General features: G+C 63.0%; 13 protein-coding genes. 11 read left to right on the top strand and 2 right to left on the bottom strand.

What is annotated here, in order from left to right; translation table 11 throughout:
* Window positions 1-338: 338 nt before the first annotated feature.
* Window positions 339-1,019 (bottom strand): TetR/AcrR family transcriptional regulator, encoded by a 681-nt coding sequence (locus ASE79_RS06715; RefSeq protein WP_056413792.1) that lies wholly within the window; start codon window positions 1,017-1,019, stop codon window positions 339-341.
* A gap of 99 nt (window positions 1,020-1,118) precedes the next feature.
* On the opposite strand from ASE79_RS06715, the gene ASE79_RS06710 reads away from it, so the two are divergent.
* The 11 genes from ASE79_RS06710 to bktB all read left to right on the top strand — a co-directional run bounded on the left by ASE79_RS06710 (window position 1,119) and on the right by bktB (window position 15,069).
* On the top strand, window positions 1,119-2,030 hold the full coding sequence (locus ASE79_RS06710) for an alpha/beta hydrolase (protein WP_082445143.1): 912 nt from the start codon (window positions 1,119-1,121) through the stop codon (window positions 2,028-2,030).
* A gap of 81 nt (window positions 2,031-2,111) precedes the next feature.
* Complete coding sequence (locus ASE79_RS06705; RefSeq protein ID WP_082445226.1) at window positions 2,112-4,046, top strand: flavin-containing monooxygenase; 1,935 nt, start codon at window positions 2,112-2,114, stop codon at window positions 4,044-4,046.
* A complete protein-coding gene (locus tag ASE79_RS06700) occupies window positions 4,043-4,801 on the top strand; it encodes a crotonase/enoyl-CoA hydratase family protein (protein WP_056413781.1) in 759 nt (252 codons plus the stop codon). The genes ASE79_RS06705 and ASE79_RS06700 overlap by 4 nt, the downstream gene beginning before the upstream one ends.
* 42 nt (window positions 4,802-4,843) lie before the next feature.
* On the top strand, window positions 4,844-5,689 hold the full coding sequence (locus ASE79_RS06695; RefSeq protein ID WP_056413776.1) for a 3-hydroxyacyl-CoA dehydrogenase family protein: 846 nt from the start codon (window positions 4,844-4,846) through the stop codon (window positions 5,687-5,689).
* 31 nt (window positions 5,690-5,720) lie between these two features.
* Window positions 5,721-6,902, top strand: a complete 1,182-nt coding sequence (locus ASE79_RS06690) for an acyl-CoA dehydrogenase family protein (RefSeq protein WP_082445142.1) — start codon at window positions 5,721-5,723, stop codon at window positions 6,900-6,902.
* A gap of 10 nt (window positions 6,903-6,912) precedes the next feature.
* Complete coding sequence (locus ASE79_RS06685) at window positions 6,913-8,433, top strand: AMP-binding protein (protein WP_056413773.1); 1,521 nt, start codon at window positions 6,913-6,915, stop codon at window positions 8,431-8,433.
* Window positions 8,430-9,236: an ester cyclase gene (locus ASE79_RS06680; protein ID WP_162237008.1), complete on the top strand. Its 807-nt coding sequence runs from the start codon at window positions 8,430-8,432 to the stop codon at window positions 9,234-9,236. Before ASE79_RS06685 ends, ASE79_RS06680 begins: the two co-directional genes overlap by 4 nt.
* Window position 9,237: 1 nt before the next feature.
* Entirely contained in the window at window positions 9,238-10,164 is a 927-nt protein-coding gene (locus ASE79_RS06675; protein ID WP_056413768.1) for a 3-keto-5-aminohexanoate cleavage protein, read from the top strand.
* A gap of 2 nt (window positions 10,165-10,166) precedes the next feature.
* Entirely contained in the window at window positions 10,167-10,958 is a 792-nt protein-coding gene (locus tag ASE79_RS06670) for a cyclase family protein (protein ID WP_056413765.1), read from the top strand.
* Between the two features lie 323 nt (window positions 10,959-11,281).
* Entirely contained in the window at window positions 11,282-13,870 is a 2,589-nt protein-coding gene (locus ASE79_RS06665; RefSeq protein ID WP_056413762.1) for a TonB-dependent receptor, read from the top strand.
* 20 nt (window positions 13,871-13,890) lie between these two features.
* Window positions 13,891-15,069 (top strand): beta-ketothiolase BktB, encoded by a 1,179-nt coding sequence (gene bktB / locus ASE79_RS06660; protein ID WP_056025036.1) that lies wholly within the window; start codon window positions 13,891-13,893, stop codon window positions 15,067-15,069.
* A 343-nt stretch (window positions 15,070-15,412) separates the two neighbouring features.
* Here the strand turns inward: bktB and ASE79_RS06655 are convergent, their stop codons facing one another.
* Window positions 15,413-15,751 carry a hypothetical protein gene (locus tag ASE79_RS06655; RefSeq protein ID WP_056413758.1) on the bottom strand — a complete coding sequence of 113 codons (339 nt, stop codon included), beginning with the start codon at window positions 15,749-15,751 and terminating at the stop codon, window positions 15,413-15,415.
* Between the last annotated feature and the right edge of the window lie 85 nt (window positions 15,752-15,836).

Raw genomic sequence — 15,836 nt, 5'->3', positions numbered from 1 at the left:
TATGCAGTGGCGTCCGTTTCAACGAGCAGTCCGCTCCGACGCTTAGACCGACTGCCGGGTGGCTTCCTTCAACGAATGGCCTGTTGGCGTTACGACCCACAAGCAGACGTTCAGGCCCCTTCCCTCACTTCCCAACTTCGGACGCTGGTTCATCTTTGCGAATGACCGATTTTGACGCCCGGCTATCCGCTCGCGAATGTCGTGATGGGGAGGATTGCGGTCAGTCACGTATCGCCAAAATGTAGTTCAATGAGCCTCGTTATAAGATCGTCGTCGAGATTGATTATCGCTTCCGTGACCCCATGATGGCCCTTCGCAACGGATAGTCCGGATAGCCGTCAGCGATAAGGGTCTTCCAATCCCGACAAGATCATGTCCGCGTAAGTACGGCCGATATCTGCCGCGCTGACATCGCTCGTATCGGGCCGGAACCAGCGGTGAGTCCAGCCGATCACACCGAATATGCCATTGGCCACGATCCGTGATGGGCCCACGTTGCGTAGGCTCTTGTCGGCATAACCCTGCTCGATGATCGCAATCATGCTCTGCGTCGTCAGGCGATTGATCTCACGCATGTCGTTCGACCACGCCGAGCGAGAGTCGCTGACATGACCCAGATTCTCGCGGATGTAGATATAGAAGAGCGGGTAGTGGTCGCCATACGACGTCATCAGCGTCGTGATCAGGTCGCGAAGCTTGCGGCGGGGCGAGAGATCGCTTGTTTCGATCTGCTTGGCGATCGCGCAATTGCGCTCGACTACGGTGCGAACCACCTCGTCGAACAGGGCCTCTTTCGAGGAGATATAATAATAGAGCGAGGCACGGTCGACGCCCATCTCCTCAGCGACCGCGGCAATGCTTGCCCGTTCGAACCCCAGGCGATTGAAGACGCGCACCGCGGCTTCCGCGATTTCCTTGCGCTTGGTCTGGTAGGAGGCACTCGAATCGGTACGCGCCGCAGAGCGCCGGCGACCGATGCCGCTCTGTACCTCGGGCTTGCCCTGATCATCTTCGTCCATCGTCGCTCCATGAACCAGCCTGGGCGGTAGATCAAACACCGCCGCCTCAGGATCAACACAAGCGTTGACATCGCGCCGGTGAGAGGTGATCCTTCTGATATGAGCGCTTCTACCGAACTGGATCCCACTTTCGTATCCCTGCTCGCCGATCCAAGGGTAACGTTGCGCCCCCCGCCCCCAAGCCTCTCGATGAAGGATTATCGGCAAAGGCTCGACCGGCCGATGGCGGCGGTCGCAGGGCCCGCAATCTGGTCGGTGCGATCCGACGAGACCGAGGCCATCCGACGCCGCATCTATCGCCCCACTGCGCAAACACACGGAACGATCCTGTTCTTCCACGGCGGTGGCTTCGTTGTTGGATCGCTCGACACCCACGACGCACTGTGTCGCTCACTGGCTGCAGCAAGCGGTGCATCGGTAGTCGCCGTCGAGTATCGACTTGCCCCCGAAGCCCCCTTTCCCGCCGCACGCGATGATTGCCGCTCTGCCCTGCAACGAGTGGCGGGCATCGAGCCAGGTGACATCGGGAAGCTTGCGGTATGTGGCGACAGCGCGGGCGGCTATCTTGCTGCCATGACCGCATTGTGCGCGGCCCGCCAAGGTATCCGGATAGACGCGCTTGGCCTGTTCTATCCCGTGGTCGCTCCGGCGTGCGAGACCGAGTCCTGGCGAACGCTGGGGGCCGATCACATGCTGACGCGTGATTGGATGCGTTGGGCTTGGGCGTCCTATCTGGGCGATGCCGGTTCGTTGGCGGCCGATGTCGACCTGCTGCGCGCAGATCTCGCCAGCTTGCCGCCGACCCACATCATCACAGCGGCCTTCGACCCCTTGCGTGACGAAGGCGAGGCGCTTGGCGCGGCAATTCGTACCAGCGGCGGGGTGGTGACGATGACGCGCTACGAAGGGATGATCCACGGCTTTGCAAGTCTGCCGATGCTAACGCCGATGGCCGACCGCGCGATAACCGAAATGGGTCGCAAACTTTTCGTCAACAACAGTGTTGACTGAGGAAGAGGCTGTGCGCATATTCCTGTTCTGACCTGTGCCATGCCGCTCCGTCGCGGCGCGACACCAATGAAGATAGAGCCGATGGCCGACAGAATTGGACAGGATGCCCCCCTCTGGCTTGCAGAGGCCATCGCGCAGGCGAACATTCCGACGCTAGCCTGCGTGCTGGTGCAGTTGACCGGGGACCGGGAATGGATCGAGGGCCGGTTCGTGCCGACCCGTACGCGTGGGCTGGACGATAACGACGATGGCGGGCTGCCTGGCGCGCTACAGGACGAGATTCGAGCCGCAGCGACGACGGCGTTCGCGGCGTGGTTCGAGGGACGCCCTCCTGCCCTCGCCAATCCGGATGACGCGTTGCTGGTCGAGATGATGAGCGTGTCGTTGGGTGAGACTATCCCCGCGAGCTACGCAGCGATGATCAGGCATGAGCTTCAACTAACCGAGGTACAGCCTGCAATCGACGGCGCTCAGGATATAGCGCCGCCTCCGGGGTTTCGCGCGCTGATCATCGGCGCCGGCATTTCGGGAATGTGCGCCGCGGTACAATTCGCTGCGGCTGGTATCCCTTACACCATCCTCGAGCGGCGACCCGACCTCGGAGGCGTCTGGTTCGAGAACCGCTATCCGGGCGCAGCTTGCGACGTGCCGAGCCACCTCTATTCCTTCTCCTATGCGCCCTATGAATGGTCGCGTTATTTCGCGGGAAGTCGTGAGATCCACGCGTATCTGCAGGATGTCGCCGACCGCTTCGACATCCGCCGCCATATCCGCTTTGGTCTTGAAGTGACCGAGGCGCGCTGGGATGCAGACGCGGGCGAGTGGCAAGCCGACGTGATCGATGCCGATGGCAATTCGGAAACGCTGACCGCGAGCATGATCCTCAGTGGCGTGGGCGCGTTCAACAAGCCGCGATTGCCCGACATTCCCGGAATGGACCGGTTCGAAGGGCCGAGCGTGCATACCGCACGCTACCCTGAGGACGGGATCGAGCTCGCCGGCAAGAAGGTCGTGCTGGTCGGCAACGGCGCGAGCGCAATGCAAGTCGGGCCGGCAATCGTCGACAGTGTCGTGTCGTTGACGGTGGTAAACCGTACGCCTCAATGGGTCGCGCCGTTCCCGAAGTTCAAGCAGGCGATCCCAGAAGCGTTGCAGCATCTGATGCAGACGATGCCGCTGTACCGGCTCTGGTACCGATTGCGACTGAGCTGGGCGTTCAACGACAAACAGTATGAGGCGTTACGGCAAGATCCTGACTGGGACGGCCAAGGCAAATCGATCAACGCGGTCAACGACTCCCACCGTCGCGGGCTGACCGCTTATATGACGGCGCAACTGGGCGAGCGGCAGGACCTACTGCCCGACATGATCCCGTCTTACCCTCCGTTCGGCAAGCGCATGCTGCTCGACAATGGCTGGTACCGGATGCTCGCCCAACCGCATGTCGAGTACGTCAACGGTGCAGTGACCGAGGTCCTACCGCACGCCATCGTGACCAGCGACGGGACGACACATGAGGCGGATGCAATCATCTGGGCGACAGGGTTCGACGTGGTCAACCTGCTGGCACCGATGCGCGTCGTCGGCTTGGACGGACGCGACCTGCATGGCGACTGGGATGGCGACGATGCGCGCGCGTATCTCGGGACAACGGTGCCGGGCTACCCGAACTTCTTCTGCCTGTACGGACCGAACACGCAATACGGGCATGGCGGAAGCCTGATCTCGGTGCTCGAACGGCAGATGCACTACGTCATGTCCTTGCTCCGCCAGATGTTCGCAAAGGGGATCGCGACGATCGATGTGCGGCAGGATGTCCACGACGCGTACAACGCAAAGGTCGACGAGACGCATGCCGGGCTCGTCTGGACCTATCCCGGCGTCGATGGCTATGTCCGCAATTCAAAGGGGCGGATCGTCGTCAACAACCCGTTCCGCATCCTCGACATGTGGCGGATGACCGATACGGCAGACCTAGACGACTACCACGTGACCCGTAAACGGGTGTCGGCATGAGCGTGGTGGTCGAACGCCGCGCCGCGGTGCTGGTGATGACGATCGATCGGCCGGCGCAGCGCAACGCGGTCAATCGCGCCGTTTCGCTGGCTCTGGCCGAGGCGCTCGACGTGCTGGATGCGGATCCGACGTTACGCGTTGGAATCGTCACCGGCATGGGCGGAAATTTCTGTTCGGGAATGGACCTGAAGGCGTTCGTCGACGGCGAACGACCGGAACTCGAAGGTCGCGGGTTTGCCGGCGTCACCGAAAAACCGCCCGCAAAACCATTGATCGCTGCCGTCGAAGGCTACGCGCTGGCGGGAGGGTGCGAGTTGGCGCTCGCGTGCGACCTGATCGTCGCAGGCGACACCGCGATGTTCGGGTTGCCGGAGGTCTCGCGTGGGCTGGTCGCGGGATCGGGCGGGCTGGTGCGGCTACGCGAGCGCATCCCGCCAGCGATCGCGCTCGAATATGCGCTGACCGGCGCGCGAATGGACGCCGCCACTGCGCACCGCTGGGGCTTGGTTAACCGGCTCGCGCTGCCCGGTAGTGCGCTGGAAGCCGCTCTGGCGCTGGCGAACGAGATTGCCGCGAACGCACCGCTGTCGGTGATGGCGAGCAAGCGGATCATGGCCGCGTCGCCCGACTGGCCGCTTGATCGACGGTGGGACCTGCAACGCGACATGGTCGAGACCGTGCTCGCTTCCGCCGATGCACAAGAGGGCGCGCGGGCCTTTGCGGACAAACGCGCGCCGGTCTGGCTCGGCGAATGACCCACAATCGCAAATCCGCTGCAACGGAAGAGAGGATGTGACGTGACGGACGATATCGCAGTGATCGGCGGCGGCACGATGGGCGTGGGTATCGCCTATGTTGCAGCGTTGGCCGGACGAAGGGTCCACGTCGTCGAACCAGACGCGACGCGCGCTGCGATTATGGCGCGAACGGTCGAGACCACGCTGGCGGGGGCAGTGTCGCGTGGCAAGCTGGACGCCGATGCAGCCGAAGCTACCGCCGCCCGCGTCGTTCGCGTCGAGACGATGAAGGCGATTCCCGAAGGCCTGGCGCTGATCGTCGAATCCGTACCCGAGCGGCTGGATCTCAAGCGTGACGTCCTCTCCAGCGCGTCCGCCAAGTCCCCCCAGTTACTCGCCACCAACACCAGCGCGATGTCGATCGACGTGCTGGCCGAAAGCGTACGGGATCCGTCGACGTTCCTCGGGCTGCATTTCTTCAATCCGGTCTGGTCGATCAAGCTTCTCGAGATCGTGCAGGGCGCCGCCACCTCTTCGGACGCGCTCGCGCAGGCCCGTACATTCGGCAAGGCGATCGGCAAAGAGACGATCACGGTGCGCGACGTACCGGGGTTCGCGACTAGCCGGCTCGACTTCGCGGCGTCTCTGGAAGCGATACGGATGCTCGAGGACGGCGTCGCCAGCGCGGACGATATCGATCGCGCCGCAGTGCTCGCCTATCGCCACCCGGTCGGCCCGTTGCGGCTGAGCGATATCGTCGGCCTCGACGTTCGGCTGGAGGTCGCACGCGCGCTGGAGGCAGCGCACGGGCCACGCTTCGCACCGCCAGCTATGCTTGCGAAAATGGTCGCCGAGGGCCGGCTCGGCGCAAAATCTGGGCACGGTTTCTTCGACTGGCCCGCCTGACATTCCATAAGATCCACAAGGAACGCACCGCATGTCCGCTCAACCAATGTTCTTCTCCCCCCTAGTCGACACCGCCGATCACCACCGCGAACTGCGCGAAAGCGTCGCCAAGCTGGTCGGCAAGTTCGGCCGCAAATATTATCAGCAATGCGTCAAGAGCGGTGAAGAACCAGTCGAACTCTGGCGTGCGCTGGGCGAGGCCGGGTTTCTCGGCGTGCACATCTCAGAAGAGCATGGCGGCAGCGGCGGCGGGATCGGCGACTATAACGTCGTGATCGAGGAGTGTGCTGCGCAGGGATGCCCGTTGCTTTCGCTGGTCATCAATTCGATCACGGCGCCGATCATCGCTGCGCATGGTTCGCCCGAGATGAAGGCCGAATGGCTGCCGGGCATCGCCAACGGTACCAAGAAGATCTGCTTCGCGATCACCGAGCCGGATGCGGGCTCCAACACGCACAAGGTGAAGACTGGTATCGTGTCCAACGGCGACGGGTTCGTGCTCAACGGCTCTAAATACTGGACGTCGGGAATCGACGTGTCGGACGCGGTGATGATCGTCGCCCGCGATCCGGAGATGGAGACGGGCGACGGGCGCTCAGCACTGTCGTTGTTCCTGCTGCCGACCAGCGCACCGGGGCTCAGCTACCAGCCGATCGATGCCGCGGTGATGACGCCCGAGAAGCAGTTCACGACTTTTTACGACGACATCCAGCTCGACGCATCGATGCTGATCGGCACGCGCGGTGCGGGCCTGAAACAGGTGTTCGTCGGACTGAACCCTGAGCGGGTAGCAGCAGCGGCGATCAACAACGGCATTTCGCGGTTTGCGCTCGACAAGGCGGCGCAGTACGCGCGCGATCGCAGTGTGTGGAAGACACCGATCGGCCAGCACCAGGGCGTCGCGCACCCCCTCGCCGAGGCATATATCAACGTCCAGGCGGCGCGCCTGCTGAATGCGCGTGCAGCGCAGCTGTACGACCAGGGCGAGGATGCTGCCGAAGCCGCGAACATGGCAAAGTTCGCCGGCGCCGAGGCGTCGCTGAAAGCACTCGACCAGGCGATCCAGACGCATGGCGGCAATGGGCTGAGCTACGAGTACGGGCTTGCCGACCTGTGGTTTATCGCCCGGTTGCACAAGACCGCGCCCGTCAGTCGCGAGATGATCCTGAACCACGTTGCGCAACACAGCCTTGGCCTGCCGAAAAGCTACTGAGGGGCGAACGATGCAACCGACCCTGCTGACGCTGATGCAGCATTTCGCGGCCGAGACACCGGACGCGAAGTGCCTCGCGTTTGACGACGAGCTGCTGACGTTCGCGGATATCGATCGACGCAGTACGCAGTTGGCCAACGTGCTGCGCGAGCGCGGCGTGGGTGCGGGGGACCGGGTGGCGCTGCTTTCGCATGCGGCGTGCGTGTTCTACGAGCTTGCCTACGCATGCGCGAAGATCGGCGCGATCATGATGCCGCTGAACTGGCGACTGGCGGCGGGCGAGATCGCGGCGATCATTGCGGATGGCGAACCACAGCTTGTGCTGGTGCAGGATGTACTGGCCGATCGCCTTACCGGCGTAGCGGTCGAGACGATCGATCTGACGGCGTTCGATGCGTTGCGCGACGCAGCGTCCGATGTGCCACCGAAGATTACGGTCAATCCCGATGCGGCTACCCTGCTCCTCTATACGTCGGGGACCACGGGGGTGCCGAAAGGCGTACTGATCAGCCAGACCAACCTGTCTTATGTCGAGCGGATGGCACGCGAGGTATGGGCGTTCACCGCTGACAGCGTCAATCTCGTGGCGATGCCGCTCTTCCATATCGGCGGGATCGGCTACGGCATGATGGCGCTCAGTCAGGGCGGGCATACCGTGCTGCTCGAAAAGCTCGACCCGGCCAGTGTGGCGGCGACGATCGACCGGCACGGGGTGACGCACACATTCTTCGTCCCGACCGTGGTGCAAAGGCTGGTCGACCATGTCGACACAGGCGGCATCGCGCCTCAGGGACTGCAACGCATTCTCTACGGTGCGGCCCCGATCGGCGAACCGTTGCTGCGCCGCGCGATCGCGCTGTTCGGCTGCGAGTTCAGCCATGCCTATGGCGCGACCGAGACCGCCGGGACCGTCATAAGCCTGCCGCCGCACGAGCATGATCCCGATGGACCGACGCCCGAGCGGTTGCGGTCGTGCGGCCGGCCCTTGCCGTGGGTCGAGTTGCAACTGGTTGATCCGGACACCGAGGTGCGCGTCGCACCCGGCGAGGTCGGCGAGGTCCGGATCCGGTCGGGGATGGTGATGATCGGCTATTGGCGGAAACCTGCCGAGACGGCTGCGGCGGTCACGCCCGATGGCTGGCTCAGGACCGGCGATGCCGCCTATTGCGACGGCGAAGGGTTCGTCTTCATCCACGATCGCTACAAGGACATGATCGTGTCAGGTGGAGAGAACGTTTATCCGACCGAGATCGAGAACGTCCTCGGCGCGCACCCGGATGTCGGCCAGGTCGCTGTGATCGGCGTGCCGCACGCAAAATGGGGCGAGACCCCGAGGGCGTACGTGGTGCCGCGGATCGGTGCAGACCCGGACGAGGCGGCGATGATCGCCTACACGCGCGAGCATCTGGCGCATTACAAATGCCCGACCTCGGTTCGCTTCGTCGGTGCACTGCCGCAGAACGCGTCCGGGAAAATACTGAAAAAGGATCTGCGCACGCTCGACCGCGCGCGGTCGGAAATTGTGGCATGACGTTGTCCCCCCAGGCACGCGCACTACGCGGGTTCGCAGTCGATTTTTTGACCTCGCACGATCCGCAAGCTGTCGAATGGGTGATGGACCCGGCCTATAAGCTGTCGATCGGTGGCCACGTGTTCGACGGGCGCGACGACCAGTATCTTCCCGCAACCGCGGCACAACTCGATCAGTTTCCGGGACTGACGGTAACGGTCCACGACACGATCCTCGGCGTCGACGGTGTGGCGATGCGCTTTACCGAGCACGGCGCATCGGTGCGCGACGACGGTCGCGTCGCAGCATGGCGCGGGATCACGGTATTCCGTCTAGCTGGCGAGCGGTTGTCGCATGGCTGGGCGGAGGAGGATTACTTCGCCCGCAAGCGTCAGTTGAAGAGCGGCCTGCCCGACGCGGTTGCCGCCCCTGCTCTCGCGCCGTGGGATCAGCCGGTACTGCCGCCCGATCCCGCAACCGAGGCGATTGTGCGCGATTGGTTGCCTGGAATGTTAAGGGCTGCCGCAGTCGAGCCCGTGCTAGTCGACGGACCGGACTTCGCCGCGTTGGTCGAGATCGATACGCTAACGATCTCCCACATGTTCACCGCCGGCCCCCGCGCGGCCGCGCATGTCGAAAGCCACGGACGCTATGCGGGCGGGTTCGTCGACATCGACCGGGCATTGATCGGAGAGCCGGTCATCCTCAGATTGGCGGCGATTTTCGACGTGGCCGACGGCACGGTTTCACGCGCGCAGGTATCCGGCGACCGGCTCGGGCTCCATCGTCATCTGCTCGCCCTGCAACGCGAGCGGAAAGGGTAACATGGCCAAGATCATCATCACGTGCGCGGTGACGGGCGGCGCGCATACGCCGAGCATGTCGTACGCGCTGCCGATCACGCCCGAGGAAATCGCCAACCAGGCGATAGCTGCCGCAGAGGCGGGCGCTGCGATCCTGCATCTCCATGCGCGCGTGCCCGAGACGGGACAGCCGACCGGCGATCCGGACGTCTACGCGCAATTCCTGCCGGTGATCCGCCAGCGTACCGATGCGGTCGTCAACCTGACCACGGGTGGCTCGGCGACGATGCCGCTCGACGATCGGCTGGCGGCGGCGACGCGGTTCAAGCCGGAGATGTGCTCGCTCAACATGGGCAGCATCAACTTCGCGTTCCACGGCGCGGGGCGGCGAATCACCGACTGGAAGCACGCGTGGGAAAAGGACTATGTCCTCAACTCCGACGACTATATCTTCCGCAACACCTTCCGCGACATCGACCGGATCATTACGACGATGCGCGAGGGCGGCACCAAGTTCGAGCATGAATGCTACGACGTCGGCCACCTCTACAACCTCGCGCATTTCGTCGCTGCGGGGATCGTCGAGCCGCCGTTCTTCATCCAGATGATCTTCGGCATTCTGGGCGGGATAGGTCCCGATCTCGAAAATCTGATGTTCATGAAGGCGACTGCGGACCGGCTGTTTGGGCGCGACTCGTATCAATGGTCGGTGCTGGCGGCGGGCAGGCACCAGATGCCGTTCCTGACCCAGGCCGCGCTGATGGGTGGGCATGTCCGCGTCGGGCTGGAGGACAGCCTCTTCATTGAACGCGGCGAACTGGCGGTCTCGAACGCGCAGCAGGTAGCGAAGATCGTCCGCATTCTGCACGAGATGGGGCATGAACCTGCCACGCCGAGCGAGGCGCGCGCGATGCTCGGCCTCAAGGGTGGCGACCGGGTGGAGTTCTGAGCATGGCACGCACGATCATCGACCTATCGGTGTTCCTCGAGAACGACGTGATCTCCGATCCGCCCGGCTACGGCCCGAGTATAGAATACATCGATCACAAGGCGTCGGTCCCGGGGTTGCTCGGCTTTTTTCCGGGTTTGGCAGCAGACGACCTTCCCGCCGGCGAGGCCTGGGCAATCGAACGCGTTGCGCTCACCACGCACAATGGAACGCACCTCGATGCGCCGTATCACTATGCGTCCACCATGGATGCCAAGATTGGAGATGGCGGCAAGCGCGCGATCACGATCGACGAGGTACCGCTCGATTGGTGCTTCCAGCCCGGCGTCAAACTCGACTTTCGGCATTTCTCCGACGGCTACGTTGCGACCGCTGAGGACGTCGAGGCGGAACTGGCGCGGATCGAACATACGCTGTCCCCGCTGGAGATCGTCGTCGTCAACACCAGCGCGGGCGACCGGTTCGGATACGACGATTATGTCGCTTCGGGCTGTGGCATGGGACGCGACGCGACGCTGTACCTGACGGAGCGCGGCGTGCGCGTGACCGGCACCGACGGCTGGAGTTGGGACGCGCCGTTCATCCATACCGCGGCTGAATATGCGAAGAGCGGTGACGCAGGACTGATCTGGCAGGGTCACAAGGCCGGGCGCGACATCGGCTACTGCCATATCGAGAAATTGCACAACTTGGAGAGCTTGCCGGCAACCGGGTTCACGATCGCCTGCTTCCCCGTAAAGATTCGTGCGGCATCGGGCGGATGGACACGCGCGGTGGCGATACTCGATTCCTGAGCCGCTTGGGTTGCAGATATCGTCAACGCCTGCGTGGATTAACTGCTCTGTCCCCTACTCGTCGGAAGGCAGAACGAGCCGCTGAAAAAGTGTAACGCGCGCTTCTGTTTGTCAGCACGACCTGTTTGATGTTGCGTAATTACGCCTCCAACCGATCACCCCAGTTATTGTCAACGTTTCTGTTGACAGTCGACGGAAGGCGCGCCTAGCTTTCGACATGTCGGGGGGGAGGTTCCCTCACCGACCACCACAGCGGCTTCGGCAGACCATCCAAAACTGGAGGTCGGCCGGATAATCATACCGCGACACAGGAGGAGGATGGCATGAAGGTGCGTTCATATCGTTCGGTCCGGATCGGCGCGCTTGCCGCCGTCTGTTCTTCAGCATTGATAGCGGGGACCGCGCTCGCGCAGCTCGCACCCGCTCAGGGCACTCCGGTCCCCCCCGCCGCTTCAGTCGCCGTCCCGCCAGGCAACCCCACGCCGCTTGAGCAGGCCACGGATGCCGCCCCGGTCGCCAGCGACGCAGACATCGTTGTCACCGCGCGTCTCCGGAAGGAAGGGTTGCTCGACGTGCCCGTCGCCGTGTCCGTGCTGTCGGCCGCAGAAATCAACAAATACAACGCCACCGACCTTACCAAGATCGGCGAACTAACCCCAACCGTGATCGTCAGCAATTATCGCACGATCGGTGGCGGTTCGATCGCGATCCGCGGGATCAGCTCGCCGCCGACGCAGGTTGGGTATGAACAGCCCGTCTCGGTTGCGATCGACGGCATCCAGTCGTCCTCCGGGCGCGTTGCGACACTCGGATTCTTTGACATCCAGCAGGTCGAAGTGCTGAAGGGCCCGCAGGCGCTGTTCTTCGGTAAGAACAGCCCGGCCGGCGTCATCTCGATCACCACCGCAGGACCGACCGATCGCTTCGAGGTCGGCGGACGCGTCGGTTATGAATTCGTCGCCGACGAAGTGTCGGGCGAAGCGCATGTCTCCGGCCCGATCACCGAGACACTTGGCGGCCGCGTGGCGATCAAGCACCGTGATGCGAAGGGCTGGCTCTACAACAACGCGCAAGTCGCGCCGAACCCGTTCTTTCCGGCCGCACTGCCCGCGTCGACCGGAACGCTACCCGGCGCACCGGGTCGCAGGGTCGGGGACGACGAGACGATGGGTCGCGTGACGCTCGAGTACAATCCGACCAGTGCATTTTCGGCAAGCGCAAAACTGTTCGGGCTGATCGCGCATGATCAGGGCGGCGGCTCGTTCTCACAGAATATCGGTCCGTGCACGGGCGACCGGCCACGGTCGTTCGGGGTCGCCGATCCGTTCGGCGATTGCCGCGCCGACAACCAGACCAGCTTCAGCAACATCGTCCCCGCGATCGCCAACCGCATTCCCGCGCTAGATGGTGACAACCGCTCGCGCGGGCTGAATAAGGCGTACACGGCGTCGCTGGTGCTTAAATACGATACCGATGACTTCAACCTGTCGTCGCTGACCGGCCGAATCTACAACCGGTATCGCAGCGTATCGGGCCTGACGCACACCGTCGACAACGCGCTGACCACGTACGAAGACACCAGCTACGCTAGCTTTAGCCAGGAATTCCGCCTGCTGACCAAGCTTGACGGGCCGGTCAACTTCCTCGTCGGCGCGTATTACGGCGACACCCGCGACGAACTGTACAACGACACCAATTTTCGCGCCGACATCAGCTACAATCCGCTCAACGATAGGATCGAGACGTACGAGAAGGACGCGTACCTGACCGGCCGCACCTATTCGGTGTTCGGCCAGGCAACTTGGCTGATTGTGCCTAAGCTCGAACTTGCCGCAGGCGCACGTTACACGTCGGAGAAGAAGAAGACGCGGAACCAGAACCTTTATGGCATAAACTCGGCGCTGGGCCGGTTTAATACTGCCGCAACCGTGTTCGCAAGTTCGACCGACCAGACTCCCGGTATCCTCGCCGGGACCTTCAAGGATGACAACATTTCGCCCGAGGCGACGTTGTCCTACCATCCGGTGGCCAACTCGACGCTGTACATCGCTTACAAGACCGGTTTCAAATCGGGCGGGTTCGGGATCACTAGCCCGATCCAGACCAACACGACGCTCGCCGACATCGACTTCGATTCGGAAACGGTGAAAGGCTTTGAGGCGGGCGCCAAGGGTGAGCTGTTTGACCGGCGGCTGCGACTGACTGCATCAGCCTTCGCATACAACTTTAGCAATCTGCAGGTCACGCAATACGACGCCAGCACGATACGATTCCAGATCAGCAACGCCGGACAGGTACGCCAGCGTGGTGGCGAGCTTGAGGCCAATTTCGACGCCACACGGATGCTGCGACTGCATGCCGCGGTTGCATACGTGCACAACCGGTTCCGCGATTACACCGGCCAGTGCTACGGCTACACGATTCCAGCGGCCGTTGCGCTTACCGCCGCTGCACCGTCCGGATGTTCGTTTGTGACCAACGCGACGGGTACGCGGACTTTGACCGCGGCAGGGACGCCGATCCTGCAACAGGTGCTCGACGGCCGAGCCCCAGCGCGTTCGCCCGACCTAACCGGCAATGCGGGCTTCGAGCTGACCATCCCGGCCAGCAATGATTTCGAAGTCGGGGTGACCGGCGATACCTTCTATAACTCCGCATACTTCGCGAGCGACTCCTTTGCGCCCGCCTCCAAGCAGAACGACTTCTGGCGGTTCAACGCGAGCGCCCGCGTCGGGCCGACCGACGGCCGGTGGCAGATGTCGCTGATTGGTCGCAATCTGACGAACAAGTACTATCTGCTGTTTGCGGGTGATCGCACCGGCGGCACTAGCATTCCACTCACGCAGGGCGAGCAGCGCGGAGTCGTGGCGCGCGGCCGGGAAGTCCTGCTGCAGGCAAGCTTCAAATATTGAACAACGTCGGAGAGTCGAGCGTGAAGCCAGTGTATATCGTGTCGGGCGTACGGACCGCGATCGGTGATTTCGGGGGCAGCCTGAAGGATCACGCGCCCGCGGACCTGGGCGCGAGCGTCCTCGCCGAAGCAGTGCGGCGAGCCGGGTTGACGCCGAACGATATCGAGCATGTCGTGATGGGTCAGGTGATCCAGACGATACCGCAGGACGCGTATCTGGCGCGGGTCGCGGCACTCAAGGCTGGGGTTCCCGACCGCGCCCCTGCCCTGACACTCAACCGGCTATGCGGATCGGGCCTACAAGCGATCATCTCGGCCGCGCAGATGATCGCACTCGACGAGGTCGAGATCGCGGCAGCCGGCGGTGCAGAGGTAATGAGCCGGTCGCCTCACCACGTGCCCGCGGTTCGGTTCGGCCAGAAGATGGGCGACGTGCAGATGGTTGATGCGATGATCGCGGTCCTGAGCGATCCGATCGACGGCTATCACATGGGCATCACTGCGGAAAACATCGCGCGCGATCACGACGTCTCGCGGGTCGATCAGGATGCCGCCGCGGTCGAGAGCCACCGGCGGGCGGCGCAGGCGCAATCCGAAGGACGGTTCGACGACCAGATCCTGCCGATCACCGTCAAACAAGGTCGCGGCACACGCGAATTCGCGGTCGACGAACACGTCCGCGGCGACGCGAATGCCGACTCGATGGCGAGTTTACGCCCTGCCTTTCAGAAGGCCGGCACGGTGACGGCAGGCAACGCGTCGGGGATCAACGACGGTGCCGCAGCCGTGATTTTAGCGTCGGCATCTGCGGTGGAGGCGCGCGGCCTGACGCCGCTCGGCAAGATTCTCGGTTGGGGTCATGCCGGCGTTGCGCCCAGCCACATGGGGTTGGGGCCTATTCAGGCGGTACCGATTGCACTCGAACGCGCTGGTCTGACGCTTCACCAGATCGACGTGATCGAGTCCAACGAAGCCTTTGCCGCACAGGCCTGTGCGGTATCGCGAACGCTTGGGTTCGACCCCGACAAGGTGAATCCGAACGGATCGGGTATATCGCTCGGCCATCCGGTCGGTGCGACGGGGGCTATCCTGACGGTGAAGGCTCTCTACGAACTTGCCCGCAACGGCGGCCGCTACGCTCTCGTGACAATGTGCATAGGCGGGGGGCAGGGTATAGCGATGATCGTCGAACGCGGTTGAGAGGATTCGTGGTCTCCTTGGGGCAGAATAATTCTGTTTTGTGAGCGGCAACGAGCGAACGCTATCGACAAACGCAAGATGCGGGAGTGCCGCTAGTTCTGATATCATTGACTTTGGACGAAATCTTTCGTCCCAACTTCATCATATTATGAATATTTCGCAACCACTGCGCCTTAATTGTCCCCCGATCTTCACTTGTCTGCTTCCCCGCCGGCTTTAGTCTATCGCTATCTTCATTTAGAGTAGAACGAGGTTTTCAAAGCGTTTGAGAACCTTGTCGCCGATACGTTAGTATCGAAGCTTCGTTTTGACCCAGATGCGGTCACTCGACCAGCCTTGAGTGCTACCCAAAAGCGGACACCGGTTCATTTCGGAGCAGCGGGCCGCGTGCGGACGCCTTATCGGACAGCAGCTGCATCGCCCGCCAGACGTGGCCCGACACCGCGATGTTGCCGAAGGCGTCGAGCGTCTCGGCGTCGAGCGCTAGGCCGCCCATGAGCCGGGGGGTGGACGGGGAGGCTGCGAACACCCGATCCGCCGAATTCGGATACCTGATGAAGTTGGCGGGCATCACCGCGATGGTCGCAGCCGCCTCCCGCAGTGCCGCCGCGAGCATCGCCGACCGATCGGCGTCGAAAGCGGCGCCCATGCGCAGGTCGAGCGGCCCGAAGCCCGACGCCATGAGCGAGCGGAAACCGGCTTTCGCGAACCCCGTCCGGGCCGCTGTTCCGCGGCATTTGCGGAAGGCCGCTCCGGACCAGCGGCAG

Origin of the sequence: Sphingomonas sp. Leaf28 (assembly GCF_001421685.1) — a bacterium.
Classification (GTDB): domain Bacteria; phylum Pseudomonadota; class Alphaproteobacteria; order Sphingomonadales; family Sphingomonadaceae; genus Sphingomonas; species Sphingomonas aurantiaca.
The sequence above is the reverse complement of the archived record's forward strand: the minus strand, read 5'-3'. Positions and strand labels throughout refer to the sequence as shown.